Here is a 20,787-nt window from a genome sequence, read left to right as displayed (position 1 = left end):
GAGGCAAGCAATGACTGAACACGTTCAAGTCGGTGGCCTGCAGGTCGCCAAAGTCCTGTTCGACTTCGTGAACAACGAAGCCATTCCCGGTACCGGCCTCACCGCCGACAAATTCTGGGAAGGTGCCGACAAGGTCATTCACGACCTGGCGCCGAAGAACAAAGCCCTACTCGCCAAACGCGATGACTTCCAGGCTCGTATCGATGGCTGGCACCAGGCTCGTGCCGGTCAGCCGCACGACGCCGTGGCCTACAAAGCCTTCCTGCAAGAGATCGGTTATCTGCTGCCAGAAGCGGCTGATTTCCAGGCAACGACGCAAAACGTCGATGACGAAATCGCCCGTACCGCCGGCCCGCAACTCGTGGTTCCGGTGATGAACGCCCGCTTCGCCCTCAACGCCTCGAACGCCCGCTGGGGTTCGCTGTACGACGCCCTGTATGGCACCGACGCCATCAGCGAAGCCGGCGGCGCGGAAAAAGGCAAAGGCTACAACAAGGTGCGTGGCGACAAAGTCATCGCCTTCGCCCGTGCGTTCCTCGACGAAGCCGCGCCACTGGCGACCGGCTCCCACGTTGATTCCACCGGCTACAAGATCGCTGACGGCAAACTGGTCGTCACCCTCAAGGGCGGCAGCACCAGCGGCCTGCGCAACGAAGCACAGTTGATCGGCTTCCAGGGCGATGCGTCGGCTCCGATCGCAATCCTGCTGAAGAACAACGGCCTGCATTTCGAAATCCAGATCGATGCCAGCACCCCGGTTGGCCAGACCGATGCCGCCGGCGTCAAAGACATCCTGATGGAAGCGGCGCTGACCACCATCATGGACTGCGAAGACTCCGTGGCTGCCGTCGATGCCGACGACAAAGTGGTGATCTACCGCAACTGGCTCGGCCTGATGAAGGGCGACCTGGCGGAATCCGTGTCCAAGGGCGGCCAGACCTTCACCCGCACCATGAACCCGGATCGCACCTACACCAAGGTCGACGGCAGCGAACTGACCCTGCACGGCCGCTCGCTGTTGTTCGTGCGTAACGTCGGTCACCTGATGACCATCGACGCGATCCTCGACAAACACGGCAACGAAGTGCCGGAAGGCATCCTCGACGGCCTGGTGACTTGCCTCGCGGCGATGCACAACCTGAGCGGCAACACTTCGCGCAAGAACACCCGCACCGGTTCCGTCTACATCGTCAAACCGAAGATGCACGGCCCGGAAGAGGCGGCGTTCACCAACGAGCTGTTCGGTCGCATCGAAGACGTGTTGGGCCTCAAGCGCAACACCCTGAAAGTCGGGATCATGGACGAGGAGCGCCGTACCACGGTCAACCTCAAGGCCTGCATCCAGGCGGCCAGCGAGCGCGTAGTGTTCATCAACACCGGTTTCCTCGACCGCACCGGCGACGAAATCCACACCTCCATGGAAGCCGGCCCGATGGTGCGCAAGGCTGACATGAAGGCCGAGAAGTGGATCGGCGCCTACGAGAACTGGAACGTCGATATCGGTCTGAGCACCGGCCTGCAAGGTCGTGCGCAAATCGGTAAAGGCATGTGGGCGATGCCCGACCTGATGGCAGCGATGCTCGAACAGAAAATCGCTCACCCGCTGGCCGGCGCCAACACTGCCTGGGTTCCGTCGCCGACCGCCGCTGCGCTGCACGCGCTGCACTACCACAAGGTCGACGTGTTCGCTCGTCAGGCGGAGCTGGCCAAACGTGCCCGCGCTTCGGTCGATGACATCCTGACCATCCCGCTGGCGGTCAACCCGGACTGGACCCCGGAGCAGATCAAGAACGAACTGGACAACAACGCCCAGGGCATTCTCGGTTACGTGGTGCGCTGGATCGACCAGGGCGTGGGTTGCTCGAAAGTGCCGGACATCAACGACGTCGGCCTGATGGAAGACCGTGCGACGCTGCGTATCTCCAGCCAGCACATCGCCAACTGGCTGCGCCACGGCGTGGTGACCGAAGCGCAAGTGATGGAAAGCCTCAAGCGCATGGCACCGGTGGTTGACCGTCAGAACGCCAACGACCCGCTGTACCGTCCGCTGGCCCCGAACTTCGACAGCAACATCGCCTTCCAGGCGGCGGTCGAACTGGTGATCGAGGGCACCAAACAGCCGAACGGCTACACCGAGCCGGTCCTGCACCGTCGTCGTCGCGAGTTCAAGGCTGCCAACGGCCTGTAACCTGCGCTGACGCCGGACATGAAAAAGCCCTGATCTTTTGATCAGGGCTTTTTTTTTCGCTAAACAGACTACTTAGGAGGAAGGTTGGATTCACACTCCATTGAGAACTCGATCGTTTCATTACCTTTGCTGATCTTAGCGTTGGTAATTTTTCCAATGAATGTGACATTGCTGCCATCAACTTGCTCAATCGTGTAGCTGATTTTACCGGATGGTTTTTCCCCAAAAGATTCAAAAAGTGTCGGGTTAAGCACAACCCTTTCGAGGGTAGCCAAATCAATATCATCGTACTGTTTTGGTTCCAATTGCTCTGATTTAAACCCTAACGTCAAAGATTCTTCGCGATCCCCTCCGCCGTGGATAATCAAGAGGTGGAAACGCCCTGAGAAGGTATGGGTGTTGAATGAATGCTTAACGCCATTCCTTATATACGTAACGTCAGCCTGCCATTCTGCTTCTTCATTTTTATCAGCCATGGTGAACTCCTGTTTCATCGGCGATGAGCGTCTGATCTGATATCAGTGCTCCCGCAACAGTAAGCAGCTCCCTACATGGCTTGATCTACTGTCAGATCTGACAGTTCAGACTAAAAGCAGACAAACGGACATTACGGTTCAATCCCTAACTCATGCCTGACCAATCCAAGCAATTTGGCGGTATCAATCGGCTTGAGCAAAAAGTCCACCACGCTCAGATGCATCGCCGCAATCGCGTCCTTCACGTCCGCATCGCCCGAGACAATGATGATCGGCATCGCCGCCCGCACCGACTCACGCACCTGACGAATCAGGTCCAGCCCGCCGACATTGCCCATCCGCAGATCGGTGATCACAAGGCCAATGGAAGGTTTTTCTTCAAGCATCTTCAGGGCTGACTCACCGCTGGCCGCGGTCAGGCAGCGAATGCCATGCAGTGCCAGGATCTCCGACAACAACTCGCGGGCATCCTTGTCGTCGTCGACGATCAGTACCCGCTGCGGCGGCAGGTCGGGTTCCAGCATGACGGCGCTGAGCGCTTCCCGCTCGGCGTCGCTCAAAATATCGTGGTCGGACATGGCGTTCTCTACGTTTTCAATTCAGTCCCCTGGCACAGTGGTCAGACATCGCTGGGCAGAGCTTCAATGTGCACTTCGTCGGATTTTTTTCCAAGGGGCGAACCGAAGAATTTCCGACTGATTTTGTAGGGCATATCCGAAAACTCCCCAACGGCATGCCCAACCTAGACTTACGTCCAATGGGCACCCCGCGCGATGGGGTCGACCATGGCTGCAACGATCCGACAACAACAATTCGAAAAAGACTGCGGTAATGGTTATGAGTAAAGCGGACGCCTTCACCCAGGCAGGGAAAACCGCGGTGTTGCAGAACATTCAGGGCACTTTGCAATTCCTCCAGCGCTTCCCCCCTTTCAATCAAATGGAACACGCCCACCTGGCCTATCTGGTGGAGCAATGCCAGCTGCGCTTCTACGGTCAGGGCGAAAGCATCATCAAACCCGCTGACGGGCCGGTCGAACACTTCTACATCGTCAAGCAGGGCCGGGTGGTCGGCGAGCGTCCGCACACGGCCAAGGGCGGCACCGAAACCACGTTTGAAATCACCACCGGCGAGTGTTTTCCCCTCGCCGCGCTGCTCGGCGAACGGGCGACCCGCACCGAGCATCTGGCCGGTGAAGACACCTTCTGCCTGCAACTGAACAAACTGGCATTCATCAAGCTGTTCGCCCTCTCCAACACCTTCCGCGATTTCGCCCTGCGCGGGGTCAGCAGCCTGCTCGATCAGGTCAATCAGCAAGTCCAGCAGAAAGCCGTGGAAACCCTCGGCACCCAATACTCGCTGAACACCCGTCTCGGCGAATTGGCCATGCGCCATCCGGTGACCTGCAGCCCTTCCACTCCACTGCGCGAAGCGGTGAAGCTGATGCACGAACAACAGGTCGGCAGCATCGTCGCGGTGGACGAACACAAGGCGCCGCTGGGGATTTTCACCCTGCGCGACCTGCGGCATGTAGTGGCGGAAGGGGTGGGCGATTTCAGCGAGCCGATCGAACGCCACATGACGCACGCGCCGTTCTATCTGTCGCCGGATCACAGCGCCTTCGACGCGGCGATTGCGATGACCGAACGGCACATCGCCCACGTGTGTCTGGTGAAGGATCGACGCCTGTGCGGCGTGGTTTCCGAGCGGGATCTGTTCTCGCTGCAACGGGTCGATCTGGTGCACCTGGCGCGGACCATTCGCAGCGCCCAGCGGGTTGAACAACTGGTGACCCTGCGCGGCGAAATCGGCCAACTGGTGGAGCGCATGCTCGCTCACGGCGCATCGTCGACCCAGATCACCCATATCATCACCCTGCTCAACGATCACACCGTGTGCCGGGTAATCGAACTAACCCTCGCCGAGAAAGGCGACCCCGGCGTGCCGTTCAGCTGGCTGTGCTTCGGCAGCGAAGGCCGGCGCGAGCAGACGCTGCACACCGATCAGGACAACGGCATTCTGTTCGACGCGCGGGATGCGGCCCATGCGGCGGAGATTCGCGGCAAGCTGCTGCCCATCGCCCAGCAGATCAACAACAGCCTGGCGCAATGCGGCTTCACCCTGTGCAAGGGCAACGTCATGGCCGGCAATCCGCAGCTGTGCCTGTCCCGCGCCGAATGGGCCCGACGTTTTGCCGCGTTCATTCGCGAGGCGACTCCGGAGAACCTGCTGGGCTCAAGCATTTATTTCGACCTGCGGGTGGTCTGGGGTGATGAACAAGGCTGCGAGCAGTTGCGCCGGGGGATTCTCGATCAGGTCGCTGATAACCGACTGTTCCAGCGCATGATGGCCGAGAACGCCTTGCGCAACCGTCCACCAGTAGGACGTTTCCGTGAGTTCGTGCTGACGAAAAAGAACGGCGAGAAAGCCACGCTGGACCTGAAAATCCAGGGCCTGACCCCGTTTGTCGACGGTGCCCGCCTGCTGGCGCTGGCCCATGGAATCGACGCCAACAACACCCTAGAACGCTTCCGCCAGCTGGTGGATAAAGAAGTCATCGACCGACTGGATGGTGCCGCGTACGAAGAGGCTTATCACTTCATCCAGCAAACGCGCATGCAACAGCATCAACTGCAGACCCGGGAAAACCTGCCGTACTCGAACCGGGTCGATCCCGACAGCCTCAATCATCTGGACCGGCGCATCCTGCGTGAATCCCTGCGCCAGGCTCAGCGCCTGCAAAGCAGCCTGACCTTGCGGTATCAGCTATGAGCCTGTTTTCGTGGCTGCGTCCGGCCAGCCCCGTTGTGCCGGACGACCTGCAACAGCGCATGGCGAAACTGCCGGCCAGTGGCGAACTGCGTGAGTGCAGTTTGCGCGAGCAGCGTTGGGTGGTGCTGGATCTGGAAACCACCGGGCTGAACCTGAACAAGGATCGGGTGCTGTCGATTGGCGCGGTGGTGATCGAGGACGGTGCGATCGATTTCAGTCAGCAGTTCGAACGCACCTTGCAATGCCGCGAGCTGAAACTCGGCCCGAGCGTGTTGATTCACGGTCTGGCACCGAGCGCGATTGCCGCCGGCAGCGAACCCACCGAAGCCTTGGTCGAACTGCTGGAGTTTATCGGCGACAGTCCGGTGCTGGCGTTTCACGCCTCCTTTGACCAGCACATGCTCGGCCGTGCATTGAAGGAACACTTGGGGCACAAGTTGCAGACGGTGTTTCTCGATGTGGCGCAGATCGCCCCGCTGGTTTGCCCGCAGGCGCAGATTCGCGAGGCGGGGCTGGACGAGTGGATCGACTGGTTCAAGCTCGAAGTGTTCGAACGCCACCATGCGAGCGCCGATGCTCTGGCCACGGCGGAACTGGCGCTGATTCTGTTCAGTCGGGCACGCCAGCAGCAGATCCACAGCCCGCTGAATCTGCAGCAACGCCTGAGTCAGTGGAAACGCCGCCAGCAGACGCATTCGTTCTGAATCCGGGTTGTCGCCCGACAACCCGACCGGTGGCCAATTGCTAACCATTCCCACCTCTGCCACAATCGCGAACAATTCTCGTTAGTTAACACTTCCCAGTCGGTGTCGTCGTGTCTTCAGCCCAAAGCCCTCACAGTGAGCTCGTCGGTGCGTTGTATCGCGACCACCGCGGCTGGCTGCTGGCCTGGCTGCGCCGCAACGTGGCTTGCCCGCAACGTGCTGAGGACCTGAGCCAGGACACCTTCGTCCGCCTGCTCGGCCGCGACGAGCTGCTGACGCCCCGCGAACCCCGGGCGTTTCTGGTGGCGATCGCCAAAGGCTTGTTGTTCGACTACTTCCGCCGGGCGGCGCTGGAACAGGCGTATCTGACCGAACTGATGCTGATCCCCGAGGGCGAACAACCCTCGGTCGAAGAACAGCAACTGATCCTCGAAGACCTCAAGGCCATCGACCGCATGCTCGGCAAGCTGTCGACCAAGGCTCGCGCCGCTTTCCTCTATAACCGCCTCGACGGGCTGACCCACGCCGAGATCGCCGACAAACTCGGCGTGTCGGTCCCGCGCGTGCGCCAGTACCTGGCCCAGGGCATCCGCCAGTGCTACATCGCGTTGTACGGTGAGCCGACATGAGCCCGGCCAGTTCCCGACCGGTTCCGGCCCATGTGCTGGATGCGGCGATTGCCTGGCAATTGACCCTCGATTCCAGCACGCCGCTGGAGCGCGAAGAGTTCGCCAAATGGCACGCAGCCAACGAAGAACACGCTCGCGCCTGGCGTCAGTTAGGCATGCTCGACCAGCGTTTCAGCGTGGCCAACGGTCCGGCACGCACCGCATTGCTGCAATCGCGCGAAGGCATCCGCCGTCGGGTGCGCAAGCTGGGCAGCGGGCTGGCCAGTGTCGTGGCAGTGGTCGGTCTGGCGTTGTTTGCCGGCGAACGTTATCTGCCGCTGGATTACTGGCTCGCCGATCAACGCACCGCCACCGGTGAACAGCGCACCGTGCGCCTGGCCGACGGCACCGTACTCAATCTGAATACCCATAGCGCGGTGGATGTCCGCTTTGATGAGAAGCGGCGGCTGATCGTGTTGCAGGAAGGCGAAATCCTCGTCGAAACCGGTCACGGCGATGCGCGGCCGTTCATTGTCGAAACCGCCGAGGGCAGCATGCGCGCCCTGGGCACGCGTTTTTTGGTCAAGCGCGAAGACGCCGGCACCCGCTTGAGCGTGTTGCAGTCGGCGGTCGCGGCACATCCACAATCCGATCCGCAAGAGCAGATTCTGCGCGAAGGCCAGCAGGTGCTGATCCGCAATAACGGTCTGGATGCGGTGGTGGCGCTCAACCCCGGCGCCGATGCCTGGACCCGCGGCATGCTGGTGATGGACAACGCACGCCTGGAAGACCTGGTGCATGAACTCGGTCGCTATCGTCGCGGCCATCTGGGCATTGCGCCGGAAGTCGCCGACTTGCGCATCACCGGCAGCTTCCCGCTGCACGACACCGACAAGGCGCTGAACGCCCTGCTGCCGACCCTGCCGGTGCAGATCGAGCAGCACACGCCATGGTGGGTGACCGTGGCCAAGGCGGATCCGAAGCCCTGACGTTCAGCGTTGCCTGAGTAATAGCGATCGCGAGCAGTTCGCGACAGAACCTTCAAACCCCATGAAAACGGACTTTCTGCTGACTTGCGCAGCAATGTCGTTCGTTAATCGAAATTATTTTCATCCAGCCCTATCACTTTTCGAATCTCGTCCGGCACACAGGCAATTGAGAAATATTTCCATTCAGGAGCCGCCGTATGTCCCGTTCGCTAGACACCTTGTTGCGCCCCAGTTTGCTGGCGGTCGCCATTGCCCTCTGCACCCCGCTGGCCAGCAGCCAACTGATCGCCGCTGAACAGGCGTCGAGCGTACGCGCCTACAACCTGCCGGCGGCTCCGTTGTCGACCACCCTGAACCAGATCGCCAGCCAGGGCGGCCTCACGCTGTCGCTGAACCCGTCGCTGGCGGCGGGCAAGACCTCGGCGCCGGTCAACGGCCAATATGACGCGGCCGGCGCCCTGCGCGCGGCCCTGCGTGGCACGGGTCTGCAACTGGAACAGAGCAGCGCCGGCACCTACACCCTGGTCGCCGTGCCGGAGGGCGTTATGGCCCTGCCGGAAACCTCGGTGATCGGCGTGGAAAACTATGAAAGCGCCTGGGGCCCGGTCGAAGGCTACACCGCCACCCGTACCGCCGCCGGCACCAAGACCGACACCGCGCTGGTCGAAGCGCCGCGTTCGATTTCGGTCGCCACTCGCCAGCAAATGGAAGACCGAGGCGTGCACAGCCTCGATGACGCCGTGCGCTACATGCCGGGCATCACCGCCAGCAGCTATGGCAGCGACACCCGCGCCGACTGGCTGCGCGTGCGCGGCTTCGAACCGACCCAGTTCCTCGACGGCCTGCCCCTGCCAAAAGGCGTGTACGCCAACCCGAAACAGGAAACCTGGAACCTCGACCGCCTCGCCCTGCTGCGCGGCCCGGCTTCGTCCGTCTACGGCCAGACCCCGCCGGGCGGCCTGCTGGACATGGTCAGCCGTCGCCCGAGCGATGTGCAGAGTAGCGAAATCCAGCTGCAATACGGCAGCGACAACCACCGTCAGATCAACTTCGCCAGCACCGGCAAGATCGACGACGCCGGCCAGTTTCTCTACGGCCTCAGCGGTGTGGTGCGTGACAGCGGCACCCAGGTCGACCACGTTGACAACAAGCGCTACAACATCGCGCCAAGCCTGACCTGGAACATCGACGACGACACCAAGTTCACCCTGCTGACCCAGTTCACCCGCGACGATACCGGCATCACCAGCCAGTTCCTGCCGGTGCAGGGCACCAAGATCGACATGCCGTTCGGCAAGGTTTCCCACCACAAGAACCTCGGCGATCCGGACTGGGAATACTACGACCGCACCTATTACGCGCTGGGCTATGCCTTCGAACATCGCCTGAACGATACCTGGCAATTCAAGCAAAACCTGCGCTACACCAAGTCGGATCTGTCGTTCCAGGCACTGACCCCGGGTTCCTACCCGTTCACCCAGGTGGATAACCAAGGCAATGTCGGTCGCTCTTCCACGATCGTTGATGAAGACATCAGCCAGTTCGCCGTGGACAACAACTTCCAGGCCGACTTCAGCACCGGCGACATCCGCCACACCCTGTTGCTGGGGCTGGACCACCAGCGCAGCAACACCAACTACACCTCGATTTTCGGTGACGGGCTGACCACCAACGTGGTCAACCCGATCTACGGCCAGCCGATCGTGCGTCCAGCGCGCTCCACTGCGTTCTACGACTACAACCAGAAGACCTACCAGACCGGTCTGTACGTGCAGGATCAGATGGCCCTCGACCAATGGCGCCTGACCCTCGGTGGCCGTGAAGACTGGGTGCACACCAGCACGCAATTCATCAACAAGGGCGATGCCACCAACACCGAGCGCGACAAGGCCTTCAGCGGTAACGCGGCGATCAGCTACGTGTTCGACTCCGGTTTCGTGCCGTACCTGTCGTACGCCGAATCGTTCCAGCCGACCAGCGGCGCCGATGTCTCTTCGACCGAGTCGCTCAAGCCGACCGAAGGCAAGCAGTGGGAACTGGGCATCAAGTACCAGCCACCGGGCAGCAAGACTCTGCTGACGGCCGCGGTGTATGACCTGACCCAGAAAAACGTCTCGGTCAGCTCGTTCGTCAATGGCGTATCGATCACCAGCCAGACCGGCGAAGTGAAGGTCAAAGGCCTGGAGCTGGAAGCCGTCTCCGACGTCACCGACAACCTGAAGGTCATCGCCGCGTACACCCTGGCCAAGTCCGAAGTGCAGAAAGGTGTCGACAAGGGCAACCGCCTGCAACTGATGCCGAACCAGCAAGCGTCGCTGTGGGCCGATTACACCTGGCACAGTGGTGTGCTCGACGGTTTCGGCATCGGCGCCGGCGCGCGCTACACCGGCAACACTTACGGCGACAAAGCCAACACCTGGCTGGGCAAGGCGGACGCCTACACCGTGTTCGACGCCGCCGTGCATTACGACCTCGGCCGTCTGGACAACAGCCTCAAAGGCGCGTCGTTGGCACTCAATGCCACCAACCTGCTGGACAAGGACTACATTTCCACCTGCGACAGCTTCTATTGCTACTACGGCGACCAGCGCAGTGTCGTCGCCAGCGCCACCTACAAGTGGTAAGCGCCTGAGCTGAAACAGGCCCTGCAACCAGGCCGTCCCTCGTGGACGGCTTTGGTGTTTTTGAAGGTCATGAAATGAAAAGTAAAACAATTCGCCGCTGGTCCTTCGTTCACACCTGGACCAGCCTGATCTGCACCGTGTTTTTGCTGTTGCTGGCCCTGACCGGCCTGCCGCTGATTTTCCATCACGAGATCGACCACCTGCTGGGCGATGCGCCCGAGTTGCGGGTGATGCCGGCGGACACGCCGCATCTGAACCTGGCGCAACTGGTCGAGGCGGCGGAGAAGCATCGGCCCGGCGAAGTCGTGCAGTATTTTGGCTTCGAAGACGACGAGCCGAATGCCGTGCTGACGATCATGGCCAAGACCGCCGGCACCGAGCCCAATTCCTCGCACACCTTCATGCTCGATGCGCGCACCGGCGAAGCGCTGGAGATGCCTTCGGCCAACGGCGGCCTGATGCTGTTCATCCTGCGTCTGCACGTCGACATGTTCGCCGACCTGCCGGGCAAGTTGCTGCTGGCGTTCATGGGTTTGCTGTTCGTGGTCGCTATCGTGTCCGGCACGGTGTTGTACCTGCCGTTCATGCGCCGCTTGAAGTTCGGCACCGTGCGCCAGGACAAATCCACCCGCCTGCGCTGGCTCGACCTGCATAACCTGATCGGCGTGGTCACCCTGACCTGGGCGCTGGTGGTTGGCGTTACGGGAGTGATCAGCGCCTGTGCCGACCTGATCATCGCGGCCTGGCGCAACGATTCGCTCAACGCCATGATCGCGCCCTATCGCGATGCGCCGCCGCTGACGCAACTGGCTCCGGCCACCCGGGTGCTGGACATCGCCGCAACCGTCACACCGGGGATGAAACCGGACTTCATTGCCTTCCCCGGCACCCGCTTCTCCAGCGAACACCACTACTCGGTGTTCATGAAGGGCGGCACCCACCTGACCTCGCACCTGCTGACCCCGGTGCTGATCGACGCCAGCACCCTGCAAGTCACAGCGGTGGCAGAACGACCGTGGTACATGGACGCCATGGGCATGTCGCAGCCGCTGCACTTCGGTGACTACGGCGGCATGCCGATGAAAATCCTCTGGGCCACGCTGGACGTGCTGACCATCATCGTCCTCGCCGGCGGCGTGTACTTGTGGGTGGTACGGCGCAAGGCCGCGAAACCGGTGCTGGAACCGGCGGAGGCCTCTGCATGAAGCCGCGTCAGTCGAATTTCTGGAAAGTCTTCAGCACACCGCTGGTGATCGCGCTGCTGAGTGCGGCGGGCCTGTTCGCGGCGCTGCTGGGCGACGGGATCTGGGATGGTTTGAGCTGGGTGGGTCTGGGCATTCCGGCAGCACTCGCCTTGCGCGGCCTGCTGTGGCGAAGCTGAAAAACCTGTGGGAGCGAGCTTGCTCCGGGCGGCGTTCCGACGATAGCGTCTGTTCATTCACAGTCCAGGTGACTGAGAGTCCGCTATCGCGAGCAAGCTCGCTCCCACAAAAGGCTTGAGCCAAGGCGCTGACAGGCTATGCTGCCCGTCTTGCCCCTGACCGAGACCCTGCCGATGTCCGCTCCCAGCATGACCCTGTTCCACAACACCCTGTCCCCGTTCGTGCGCAAAGTCATGGTGCTGCTGCACGAGACCGGCCAGCAGGATCGCGTCGCGCTGCAGGACTGCGTGCTCAGCCCTGTCAGCCCGGACGCTGCCCTCAACGAAGACAACCCGCTGGGCAAGATCCCGGCCCTGCGCCTGGCCGACGGAAATGTCATCCATGACAGCCGTGTGATCCTCGATTACCTCGACCACCAGCACGTCGGCAATCCGCTGATTCCCCGCGACGGCTCGGCCCGCTGGCGGCGCCTGACCCTGGCCTCGATGGCCGACGGGATCATGGACGCCTCGGTCATGGTGCGTTACGAGCAAGTGCTACGCGCCCCGGAAAAACACTGGGACGAATGGCTAGAAGCCCAGCGCGAGAAAATCCGCCGCGCCCTCGCCCTGCTGGAGCGCGACGCGATTGCCGAACTGACCTGCCACTTCGACGTCGCGTCGATCAGCGTGGCCTGTGCCCTGGGTTATCTGGATCTGCGTTTCCCGGATCTGGGCTGGCGTGAAGCCAACCCGCAACTGGCCAACTGGTTCTTTGAAGTGAGCCAGCGGCCGTCGATGATTGCGACGATGCCGAAGGCCTGACGCACCGGGCGGGAGGCAACGACGCAAAGATCAGCGTCATCAACACCTCGGCCTCCCGCTGCTCCTCACGCAATCCCACGAACCGGCTCATTGCACCGCTCCGATATCGAACTCCAGCGGTTTGGCCGGTTTCTGCCCGATCCCGTACCAGTCCAGATTGCGGGTCAGCACCATGAACACACCGAGCAGACCGAACAGCAGCAGCGAGCCCATCAGCAGCGCGTAATCCTCGGCACTCAACAAGCCGTAGAGCAAGCCGTACAACGCCGCCAGCCCCGCCGAAAAACTCAAGCCGTGCCGCACGCTGCGCAGCACGTGGCAGACGTAGAACCCGATCAACAGCACACAACCGCTGGCCGACAACAGATACGCCAGGGCAAAACCGATGTGCTCCGACAACGACAGCAGCAACAGATAAAAGAACGCCAGCGCCACCCCCACCAGCGCGTATTGCACCGGGTGCACCGCCAGGCTTTTCAGCACTTCGAACAGGAAGAAACCGGCGAACGTCAGGACGATGAACAGCAGCGCATATTTGATCGCCCGGTCGCTCTTCAGATACTGATCCACCGGATCGATGAAGCTCACGCCGAAACTGCGCCCGCTGAACGCCTCGCAATCATTGCCCGACACGCAACGGCTCATCGCTTCTTGCAAATTGGTGGAGAAAAACGAGGTCTGCCAGTCGGCGGTGAAACCCTGATCGGTGATCTCGCGTTTGGCCGGCAGGAAGTTGCCGATGAAGCTTGGGTGCGGCCAGTTGGCAGCGAGGTTCACGCGACTGGTCTTGCCCACCGGCAGCACCTGCAACGAGCCGGTGCCTTGCAGCCGCAGGTCGAAGCCGAAGGCCAGTTCCGTGGTCTTGCTGGTGTCCAGCGCCGGCAGCGTCACTCGCACACCCTCACCCAGCCAACCGACCTGAGTGCCAGGCACGAAGTCCAGGCGTTGCGCGCCCAGTTCCAGCTTCAGCGCGTTTTCGATCCCGCGAATGTCACTGATGCCGACCGCCAGGAACGGCGCATCGAAGGTGTAATCGACGAAGTCTTCCTTGATCCCCAACTGCGCCGGCAGCGAGAAATGCCCGCTGATGCGGTTGTCGGCATGGAACAGCCGCGCCTCGTAAATGCCCCGGGCGCGCAGCTCGGTCTGCACCTGGCCGTCGAGTTCAAAACGTTCCGGGAGGAAATACAGACGTCCACGTTCTTCGCCGATTTCCTGGTAACGCTCGTCGCTCTTCTCTTTGGTTTTCCAGGTGCGTACCACTTTGCGATACGGCACAACCATCACCGGCCCGCTGAGTTGCTGGCTGTAGCTTGAGCTTCTGGCAATGTCTTCCAGCACACCGTCACGCAGTTGCTGGCGATCATCGATGATGCCGTCGATCATCAGCAGCGGCACCAGCAACACCAGGATCAGCAGGGCAATGGCCCCGAGTTTTATCGTCAGACTTTTGTTCATGGGACTCTCCCTGTTTCGATGGGCAGAGTCTGCAAAGAGGATGTGGGGGTTTTGTGGGAGGAATGTGGAGTTTGTGTGGAGACTACAACTGCAGAACGACTTCCACCCCACCTTCGACGTTACCGATGCGCATCCAACCACCGTGCAACTTGACCACCTCTTCGACGAAGTTGAGCCCGAGTCCGGTGCTTTTACGCCCGCTGTCGGGGCGTGGTAAAGAGTAGAAACGCTCGCTCAAACGGGGCAAGGCATAGTCGGGGATCGACGTAGTCTCATTGAACAGACGCATCTCGATCTGCTCGCCGATCCGCTCGGCACTGAAGCGCAGCAAACCGTTTTGCGGCGTGAAATCCAGTGCGTTCTCCAGCAGATTGCCCAGCGCCTGTCGCAACAGAAACGGCTCGCCGATCAACGCCAGATCCGGCGCGATGGTTTGTTCGATCTGCAGCTGCCGGCCTTCGATGCGTGCCATCTGTGCCTGAAGCAGCTCACTCACCAGCGCCGCCAACGGCACGGCGACACGCTCTTCAAGGCCCTGCCGCTGTTCGACCTGGGCAAGATTCAGCAGGCGCTCGATCAACTGCTGCATGCGCGCACTTTCACTGTCGATGTTGCCGACAAAACGCAGGCGCTGATCCGTCGGCATCTCCCCCTGCAACAATTCGGCGGCACCGCGAATCGCCGCCAGCGGGCTCTTCAATTCATGGGTCAGGGTGTGCACATAGCGCTCGACATAGGCCTTGCCTTCGAGTTGGGTGCGCATCTGTTCCACGGCGGTCGCCAATTGCTCCAGCTCGCCGCCGCGATAGTGCGGCACCGCCACCCGACGGCCCTCGCTCACGGCCTGAGCGTAAACGGTCAAGCGGTGCAACGCGCGGCTCAGCCACCACGACAGCACGGCGCCGAGCAACAGGCCAAGGCCGATCAATCCGGCACCGTACCCGAGCAAACGGCGTTCGGTGCGATCGACATAGGGTTGCAGTGAACTGTTGGGTTTGGCCACCGTGACCACGCCGATGATCGCGCCGTTGTCGCGGATCGGCGCGCCGACGTGCATCACTGAAGAATTCGGATCATTCGGGTCACTGCGGCTGGAGCGTGCGCCGTATTCGCCGCGCAGGGTCAGGTAGACGTCGTTCCAGCGCGAGTAGTCCTGACCGACGGCCAGACCACTGGAGTCCAGCACCACGATGCCCTTGGCGTCGGTGACGTAGATGCGGTGGTTGACCTGGTTTTTCGCCAGGCCCCAGATCGTCGCCTTCGGCTGGCGTTCGCCGTAGGCGCGGAGCAATTCCGGCCAGCGATTCTGGTTGAGGGTGCCGGCCTTGAAATCGTCCCGCAGGATTTCCGCCATCAGGTTGGCGGTATCGACCAGGGTTTCTTCGGTGGACTGGCGCACGCCGGGACGAATTTCTTCCATCACGGTGTTGAGCACGAAATACCCGGTGAGGCCGATGAACAGCACGTACACCAGGAAAATCCGCAGCCCCAGCGACATCAGCTGTGCCCCGGGCTATAGCTGTAGCCGAGGCCGCGATGGGTCTGGATCGGCTCGGCCTCGGCGCGCACCAGGCGCAATTTGGCGCGCACACTTTTGATATGGCTGTCGATGCTGCGCTCGTAACCGGCATCCGCCGCCACGCCCAGCGCATCGAGCAGTTGCTCGCGGCTGAACACCCGCTCGGGTTGTTCGAGCAGGCATTGCAGCAGACGGAATTCGTGGCGGGTGAGGCTCAGGGGCTGGCCACGATAGCTGATCTGCACGCGTTCGGGATCGACGCGAAACAGCGCCGAGGACGTTTCGATGACCGGACGTGGCGCCATGCGCTTGAGAATCGCCCGGACCCGGGCTGCCACTTCCCGTGGGCTGAACGGCTTGACCACATAATCATCGGCGCCGATTTCCAGGCCCACCACGCGGTCAATCTCGGCGTTGCGCGCGCTGAGAAACAGCACCGGGACCTCGCTGAAACGACGCAGTTGCTTGCAGGTCTCGAAGCCGCTGATGTCCGGCAGGCCGATGTCGAGGATGATCAGATCCGCCGGGGTCTGGCGCTGATGCTCCAGCGCCGCCGCACCCAGGCTCAGCCAGGTCGTGGTGAAGCCCTCGCCCTGCAAGGCAAAAATCAGCGTGTCGGCAATCGCCGCTTCGTCTTCGACAATCAGGATATGAGGCATGGCGTCCGAGCCTGTGGGTTAAGTGCGCGAACGGTGCCCCAAGCCCGGCGTTACGTCAATGAGACCACTTGGTTTCAGCAGTCGGGTTTGTCGGCCGTGAAGCGTCGTGCCGGGTTCACCGCCGCGCCGAACTCGCGCAGGGCCTTGGCGCCGATCAGCAACGGGTAGTTGAAGTTGCTACGGTCGGTCAGGTTGACCTCCACGGTACGCTTGACGTCGCCCAGGCACAGCTCCAGATCGACCACCGGGCGCTTGGCCACTTCGGTGCTTTCGCCCTCGTCTTCTTCATCCGAGCGACTCTTGATCTTGCTGATCCGCGCGACCTTGTGCTCGTACACCTTGTTGCTGGCGTCTTTGGTAGCCAGGCGGAAACGTACCCAGTCTTCACCGTCGCGTTTGAACGTCTCGATGTCCTTGGCCGACAACGAGGCGGTCAGCGCGCCGGTGTCCATCTTGGCCTTGAGCACTTCACCGCCGATTTCCGGCAGCGCGATGTATTCGTAACGACCGTACAAGGTCGGTTCGGCGGCGAGCACCGGCAGGGCGACGAGGGAAAGCAGTGCAAGGAGGGATTTCACGTAAGGGGCTTCCTTGGGAAATGGGGGCGTCAGACGCGAGATTTTAGACCGTTGTTCGCAGGAACGTTCCCGGCAGGTTATCGCGCGACAGGTGAAACATTCGTCACCGGCGGATTTGGCCTGCCGCCCGAAGCCACTTATCATGGCGCGCCCATCCGTTTTCCAAGAGTTGCTTATGCGCCGCCTGCTCACCGGCTGTTTCGTCACCCTGCTGCTGTTGTCCAACACACTCGTGCTCTTCGGCCCGCTGATGGTGTTCGCCCTGCTCAAGCTGATCCTGCCGGGGCGCTTTCGCGACTACGCCTCGTGGGCGGTGATGTGGATCGCCGAAACCTGGGCGGAAATCGACAAGCTGATCTTTCGCCTGTGCATCCCCACCCAATGGGACATTCGCGGCGGCGAAGACCTCCGCAGTGACACCTCTTACCTGGTGATCAGCAACCATCAGTCCTGGGTCGATATCCCGGCGCTGATCCAGACCCTCAACCGACGCACGCCGTTCTTCAAGTTCTTCCTCAAAAAAGAGCTGATCTGGGTGCCGTTCCTGGGCCTGGCCTGGTGGGCGCTGGATTACCCGTTCATGAAGCGCTACACCAAGGCATTCCTGGCGAAGAACCCGGAGCTGGCCGGCAAGGATCTGGAAATCACCAAAGCCGCCTGCGAGCTGTTCAAGCGCCAGCCGGTGACGGTGGTGAATTACCTGGAAGGCACGCGCTACACCGCCGCCAAAAGCACTCAGCAGCAGTCACCGTTCAGCCACCTGCTCAAGCCCAAGGCGGGCGGCGTGGCGTTTGTACTGGCGGCAATGGGTGAACAGCTGGATGCGATTCTCGATGTGACCGTGGTTTATCCACAGCAGAAGATTCCGGGGTTCTGGGACCTGATCAGCGGCAACGTGCCGCGCGTGATCATCGATATCCAGACCCGCGAGCTGGATCCGGCCCTGTGGCAGGGCGATTACGAAAACGACCCGGTGTTTCGCGAGAAGGTCCAGGACTGGGTCAACCAGCTCTGGACCCTCAAGGATCAGCGCATCGCCGAACTCAAAGGCGAGCGCCGCTGAGTCAACCGTTGGTGCCGGTGCCCCAGATGCTGCCCAGGCTTTGCAGCAACGAGCCGCCGACACCCTGCTGACCGAGGTATTGCAGGAGGATCGGGGCAAACTGGCCGACCATCCCGCTGTCCATGCCCAACGCACCGAAGGCGTTGTTCAGGTCATTGGTGTCCTTGACGTTGCCCAGCGCATTTTCCAGCCCGGCGGACTTGCCCGACGAGCCGAGCAAGCCGCTCAACGCCGCCAGATTGCCGCTGCCGCCCGACAGCTTGTCGATGCCCGGCACTTCCTTGGCCAGTTCGGAATAATCCGTGTTGCTGAGCTGGTTTTTCGCCAGGCCCAACATGGCACTGGTGCCGCCAACCGCTTGCTGCGGCGTGACGTTCAGCGCGCTCAAGGCACTCAACAGACCGGCGGTTTCAGACGTCGGCGCCGCAGCGGCAGCCTTGTCCCCGCCCTGCATGCCCGATACCGCACCGGCCACGTCATTCAAACTGAAACCGGCAAACACCGGCCCTGCCGCCAGGGTCAGGAGCGATGCCAGGGCAAAACCGCGTGAAATCTTCATTCAGACATCCTCTTGTGGCGTGAAGACCTTCCGTCAGGGGAGGGTCAAACTGCCCGGTTTGACCGGGCATCCGCCGGCATGTTCCGGCGCGGGCCAGCCATTTTCATACCGAAGGCGTGCATGAAACGTGAAAGCCCGAACGCCGGGCGATGAATGGCACAGGCGCGTCGTGAAACGCGAGAACAGTGATGTACCCCTCATAAAAAAACGGCGACCCAGGGTCGCCGTTTTTTTATTGCCTCTTCGCTTACGCCGCACTGAACAACTTGTGCGGATCAATCACAAACTTCTTCGGCACGCCCGCATCGAACTCGCCGTAGCCTTCCGGCGCCTGGTCGAGGCTGATGACCTGCACGCCCACCACTTCGGCGATGTTGATGCGGTCCCACATGATCGCCTGCATCAGCTGGCGGTTGTACTTCATCACCGGAGTCTGACCGGTGTGGAAGCTGTGGGATTTGGCCCAGCCGAGGCCGAAGCGGATGCTCAGGCTGCCCATTTTCGCGGCTGCATCCACGGCACCCGGATCTTCGGTCACGTACAGGCCCGGGATACCGATCTTGCCGGCGACGCGCACCACGCCCATCAGCGAGTTGAGCACGGTGGCCGGGGCTTCGGATTTGACGCCGTCGTGACCATGACCACGGGCCTCGAAGCCCACGCAGTCCACCGCGCAATCCACTTCAGGCTCGCCCAGCAGTGCGGCGATCTGTTCGTGCAGCGGGGTGTCTTTCGACAGGTCGACGATTTCGAAACCCTGAGCCTTGGCGTGGGCCAGGCGGATGGTGTTGACGTCGCCGATGATCACCACCGCAGCGCCCAGCAGACGGGCGGATGCCGCAGCGGCCAGACCGACTGGGCCTGCGCCGGCAATGTAAACGGTGCTGCCCGGACCGACACCTGCGGTAACGGCGCCGTGGTAACCGGTCGGCAGAATGTCGGAGAGGCAGGTCAGGTCACGGATTTTCTCCATGGCCTTGTCGCGGTCCGGCAGTTTCAGCAGGTTGAAGTCGGCGTACGGCACCAGCACGTACTCGGCCTGGCCGCCGGTCCAGTCGCCCATGTCGACATAACCGTAAGCGCCGCCGGCGCGGGCCGGGTTGACGGTCAGGCAGACGCCGGTATGTTGCTCCTTGCAGGAACGGCAGCGCCCGCAAGCCACGTTGAACGGAACGGAGACCAGATCGCCGATTTTCAGGTTCTCGACGTCGGAACCTTTTTCGATCACTTCACCGGTGATCTCGTGGCCCAGCACCAGACCGGTCTGTGCCGTGGTACGGCCGCGCACCATGTGCTGATCGGAGCCGCAAATGTTGGTTGAAACCACACGCAGGATGACACCGTGCTCGATCTTCCTGCCGCGCGGATCCTGCATTTTCGGATAGTCGATTTTCTGTACTTCGACCTTGCCAGCGCCGAGATACACCACACCACGATTGCCAGACATGCTTTCACCTCGCTGTTGTTTTTATGGAACCGCGCCGCCCAGGCAGGCAGCGCGTTAAGTGCTCGGGTTATTGCTTGTTGGTTTTGCGTTGCTTGTGACTCAAAGAACGACGGTGCGATTGGCGTTCAAAAACACCCTCCGCTCAATGTGATACCCCACGGCCCGGGCCAGGGTCAGGCCTTCGATGTCGCGGCCCTTGGCGATCAGGTCCTCGGGGTAATGACTGTGATCCACCGCCTCGACGCCCTGGGCGATGATCGGCCCCTCGTCCAGGTCGTTGTTGATGTAGTGCGCGGTGGCGCCCACCAGTTTCACGCCCTTGTTGTAGGCCTGGTGATACGGCTTGGCGCCCTTGAAGCCCGGCAGCAGCGAGTGGTGAATGTTGATCGCCTTGCCATCGAGCTTGCGGCACAGCTCCGGCGACAGCACCTGCATGTAGCGGGCGAGGATCACCAGTTCGGCACCGGCCTCCTCGATCACCTGCCACACCTGCCGCTCCTGGGCCGGTTTGTCGTTGGGGTCGAGGGGGAAATGGTAGTAGGGAATCTGGTGCCAGTCGGCCAGCGGCTTGAGGTCCGGGTGGTTCGACACCACCGCCGCCACGTCCATCGACAACTGGCCGATGCGCTGGCGGTAGAGCAAGTCGTTGAGGCAGTGATCGGCCTTGGAGACCATGATCACCACTTTTGGCCGGTAGTTCGGCGCGGTCAGCTCGAAGATCATGCCGAACGCCTGACCACGCTCGGCGAGGCCGGCGCGGAAGGATTGCTCGTCGAAGCCGTCGGGCTGACGGAATTCCACGCGAATGAAGAACCGACCCGAGAGCCGGTCATCGAACGAGTGGTGCTCGGTGACGTAGCAACCCTGCTCAAACAGAAAACGCGTCACCGCGTCCACGGTGCCGAGAACGCTGGGGCAGTCGGCGGTCAGAATCCATGTATCCGGGGCGCGGCTCATC

19 protein-coding genes are annotated in these 20,787 nt (G+C 61.6%); 10 read left to right on the top strand and 9 right to left on the bottom strand.

What is annotated here, in order from left to right; translation table 11 throughout:
- Positions 1 to 10: 10 nt before the first annotated feature.
- A complete protein-coding gene (locus tag AC1Q9F_RS25000; RefSeq protein ID WP_492621155.1) occupies positions 11 to 2,188 on the top strand; it encodes a malate synthase G in 2,178 nt (725 codons plus the stop codon).
- 68 nt (positions 2,189 to 2,256) lie between these two features.
- Here AC1Q9F_RS25000 and AC1Q9F_RS24995 read toward each other — a convergent pair whose 3' ends face one another.
- Both AC1Q9F_RS24995 and AC1Q9F_RS24990 read right to left on the bottom strand, forming a co-directional pair.
- Complete coding sequence (locus AC1Q9F_RS24995) at positions 2,257 to 2,664, bottom strand: hypothetical protein (RefSeq protein WP_492621154.1); 408 nt, start codon at positions 2,662 to 2,664, stop codon at positions 2,257 to 2,259.
- A 131-nt stretch (positions 2,665 to 2,795) separates the two neighbouring features.
- On the bottom strand, positions 2,796 to 3,242 hold the full coding sequence (locus AC1Q9F_RS24990) for a response regulator (protein WP_492621153.1): 447 nt from the start codon (positions 3,240 to 3,242) through the stop codon (positions 2,796 to 2,798).
- 253 nt (positions 3,243 to 3,495) lie between these two features.
- Here AC1Q9F_RS24990 and AC1Q9F_RS24985 point away from each other — a divergent pair, with 253 nt between their 5' ends.
- From AC1Q9F_RS24985 to AC1Q9F_RS24950, 8 genes are all read left to right on the top strand, one after another.
- On the top strand, positions 3,496 to 5,436 hold the full coding sequence (locus AC1Q9F_RS24985; protein WP_492621152.1) for a putative nucleotidyltransferase substrate binding domain-containing protein: 1,941 nt from the start codon (positions 3,496 to 3,498) through the stop codon (positions 5,434 to 5,436).
- Positions 5,433 to 6,140: a 3'-5' exonuclease gene (locus AC1Q9F_RS24980; RefSeq protein ID WP_492621151.1), complete on the top strand. Its 708-nt coding sequence runs from the start codon at positions 5,433 to 5,435 to the stop codon at positions 6,138 to 6,140. The genes AC1Q9F_RS24985 and AC1Q9F_RS24980 overlap by 4 nt, the downstream gene beginning before the upstream one ends.
- Positions 6,141 to 6,250: 110 nt before the next feature.
- On the top strand, positions 6,251 to 6,769 hold the full coding sequence (locus tag AC1Q9F_RS24975; protein ID WP_039768032.1) for an RNA polymerase sigma factor: 519 nt from the start codon (positions 6,251 to 6,253) through the stop codon (positions 6,767 to 6,769).
- The gene (locus AC1Q9F_RS24970; protein WP_492621150.1) at positions 6,766 to 7,737 is read left to right on the top strand and encodes a FecR family protein; all 972 of its coding nucleotides are present in this window, start codon (positions 6,766 to 6,768) and stop codon (positions 7,735 to 7,737) included. Before AC1Q9F_RS24975 ends, AC1Q9F_RS24970 begins: the two co-directional genes overlap by 4 nt.
- A gap of 197 nt (positions 7,738 to 7,934) precedes the next feature.
- Positions 7,935 to 10,361 (top strand): TonB-dependent siderophore receptor, encoded by a 2,427-nt coding sequence (locus AC1Q9F_RS24965; RefSeq protein WP_179693467.1) that lies wholly within the window; start codon positions 7,935 to 7,937, stop codon positions 10,359 to 10,361.
- A 74-nt stretch (positions 10,362 to 10,435) separates the two neighbouring features.
- Positions 10,436 to 11,566, top strand: a complete 1,131-nt coding sequence (locus tag AC1Q9F_RS24960) for a PepSY-associated TM helix domain-containing protein (protein WP_492621149.1) — start codon at positions 10,436 to 10,438, stop codon at positions 11,564 to 11,566.
- A complete protein-coding gene (locus AC1Q9F_RS24955) occupies positions 11,563 to 11,742 on the top strand; it encodes a hypothetical protein (RefSeq protein WP_492621148.1) in 180 nt (59 codons plus the stop codon). Before AC1Q9F_RS24960 ends, AC1Q9F_RS24955 begins: the two co-directional genes overlap by 4 nt.
- A 174-nt stretch (positions 11,743 to 11,916) precedes the next feature.
- On the top strand, positions 11,917 to 12,546 hold the full coding sequence (locus AC1Q9F_RS24950) for a glutathione S-transferase (protein ID WP_273904274.1): 630 nt from the start codon (positions 11,917 to 11,919) through the stop codon (positions 12,544 to 12,546).
- Positions 12,547 to 12,633: 87 nt separating this feature from the next.
- Here AC1Q9F_RS24950 and creD read toward each other — a convergent pair whose 3' ends face one another.
- From creD to rloA2, 4 genes are all read right to left on the bottom strand, one after another.
- The gene (creD, locus tag AC1Q9F_RS24945) at positions 12,634 to 14,004 is read right to left on the bottom strand and encodes a cell envelope integrity protein CreD (RefSeq protein WP_492621147.1); all 1,371 of its coding nucleotides are present in this window, start codon (positions 14,002 to 14,004) and stop codon (positions 12,634 to 12,636) included.
- Between the two features lie 82 nt (positions 14,005 to 14,086).
- Entirely contained in the window at positions 14,087 to 15,502 is a 1,416-nt protein-coding gene (gene creC, locus AC1Q9F_RS24940; protein WP_492621146.1) for a two-component system sensor histidine kinase CreC, read from the bottom strand.
- Positions 15,502 to 16,182, bottom strand: a complete 681-nt coding sequence (gene creB, locus AC1Q9F_RS24935) for a two-component system response regulator CreB (RefSeq protein WP_492621145.1) — start codon at positions 16,180 to 16,182, stop codon at positions 15,502 to 15,504. The genes creC and creB overlap by 1 nt, the downstream gene beginning before the upstream one ends.
- A gap of 74 nt (positions 16,183 to 16,256) precedes the next feature.
- Entirely contained in the window at positions 16,257 to 16,760 is a 504-nt protein-coding gene (rloA2, locus tag AC1Q9F_RS24930; protein ID WP_007959815.1) for a retropepsin-like aspartic peptidase RloA2, read from the bottom strand.
- Positions 16,761 to 16,935: 175 nt separating this feature from the next.
- Here rloA2 and yihG point away from each other — a divergent pair, with 175 nt between their 5' ends.
- Positions 16,936 to 17,823 carry a 1-acylglycerol-3-phosphate O-acyltransferase, YihG family gene (gene yihG / locus AC1Q9F_RS24925; RefSeq protein WP_492621144.1) on the top strand — a complete coding sequence of 296 codons (888 nt, stop codon included), beginning with the start codon at positions 16,936 to 16,938 and terminating at the stop codon, positions 17,821 to 17,823.
- Between the two features lies 1 nt (position 17,824).
- Here yihG and AC1Q9F_RS24920 read toward each other — a convergent pair whose 3' ends face one another.
- The 3 genes from AC1Q9F_RS24920 to purU all read right to left on the bottom strand — a co-directional run bounded on the left by AC1Q9F_RS24920 (position 17,825) and on the right by purU (position 20,786).
- Positions 17,825 to 18,382, bottom strand: a complete 558-nt coding sequence (locus AC1Q9F_RS24920) for a DUF2780 domain-containing protein (RefSeq protein WP_007959813.1) — start codon at positions 18,380 to 18,382, stop codon at positions 17,825 to 17,827.
- Between the two features lie 247 nt (positions 18,383 to 18,629).
- The gene (gene fdhA, locus AC1Q9F_RS24915) at positions 18,630 to 19,829 is read right to left on the bottom strand and encodes a formaldehyde dehydrogenase, glutathione-independent (RefSeq protein WP_096817794.1); all 1,200 of its coding nucleotides are present in this window, start codon (positions 19,827 to 19,829) and stop codon (positions 18,630 to 18,632) included.
- 99 nt (positions 19,830 to 19,928) lie between these two features.
- Positions 19,929 to 20,786: a formyltetrahydrofolate deformylase gene (gene purU / locus AC1Q9F_RS24910; protein ID WP_007959808.1), complete on the bottom strand. Its 858-nt coding sequence runs from the start codon at positions 20,784 to 20,786 to the stop codon at positions 19,929 to 19,931.
- Position 20,787 lies beyond the last annotated feature (1 nt).

It is taken from the genome of Pseudomonas sp. GW823-FHT04A03 (genome assembly GCF_058796615.1).
This window is presented reverse-complemented; position numbering and strand designations above follow the sequence as displayed.

Coding starts and splice junctions, on each gene's coding strand:
- AC1Q9F_RS25000 (WP_492621155.1), top strand. CDS start 11: ATGACTGAACACGTTCAAGTCGGTGGCCTGCAGGTCGCCAAAGTCCTG.
- AC1Q9F_RS24995 (WP_492621154.1), bottom strand. CDS start 2,664: ATGGCTGATAAAAATGAAGAAGCAGAATGGCAGGCTGACGTTACGTAT.
- AC1Q9F_RS24990 (WP_492621153.1), bottom strand. CDS start 3,242: ATGTCCGACCACGATATTTTGAGCGACGCCGAGCGGGAAGCGCTCAGC.
- AC1Q9F_RS24985 (WP_492621152.1), top strand. CDS start 3,496: ATGGTTATGAGTAAAGCGGACGCCTTCACCCAGGCAGGGAAAACCGCG.
- AC1Q9F_RS24980 (WP_492621151.1), top strand. CDS start 5,433: ATGAGCCTGTTTTCGTGGCTGCGTCCGGCCAGCCCCGTTGTGCCGGAC.
- AC1Q9F_RS24970 (WP_492621150.1), top strand. CDS start 6,766: ATGAGCCCGGCCAGTTCCCGACCGGTTCCGGCCCATGTGCTGGATGCG.
- AC1Q9F_RS24965 (WP_179693467.1), top strand. CDS start 7,935: ATGTCCCGTTCGCTAGACACCTTGTTGCGCCCCAGTTTGCTGGCGGTC.
- AC1Q9F_RS24960 (WP_492621149.1), top strand. CDS start 10,436: ATGAAAAGTAAAACAATTCGCCGCTGGTCCTTCGTTCACACCTGGACC.
- AC1Q9F_RS24955 (WP_492621148.1), top strand. CDS start 11,563: ATGAAGCCGCGTCAGTCGAATTTCTGGAAAGTCTTCAGCACACCGCTG.
- AC1Q9F_RS24950 (WP_273904274.1), top strand. CDS start 11,917: ATGTCCGCTCCCAGCATGACCCTGTTCCACAACACCCTGTCCCCGTTC.
- creD (WP_492621147.1), bottom strand. CDS start 14,004: ATGAACAAAAGTCTGACGATAAAACTCGGGGCCATTGCCCTGCTGATC.
- creC (WP_492621146.1), bottom strand. CDS start 15,502: ATGTCGCTGGGGCTGCGGATTTTCCTGGTGTACGTGCTGTTCATCGGC.
- creB (WP_492621145.1), bottom strand. CDS start 16,182: ATGCCTCATATCCTGATTGTCGAAGACGAAGCGGCGATTGCCGACACG.
- yihG (WP_492621144.1), top strand. CDS start 16,936: ATGCGCCGCCTGCTCACCGGCTGTTTCGTCACCCTGCTGCTGTTGTCC.
- AC1Q9F_RS24920 (WP_007959813.1), bottom strand. CDS start 18,382: ATGAAGATTTCACGCGGTTTTGCCCTGGCATCGCTCCTGACCCTGGCG.
- fdhA (WP_096817794.1), bottom strand. CDS start 19,829: ATGTCTGGCAATCGTGGTGTGGTGTATCTCGGCGCTGGCAAGGTCGAA.
- purU (WP_007959808.1), bottom strand. CDS start 20,786: ATGAGCCGCGCCCCGGATACATGGATTCTGACCGCCGACTGCCCCAGC.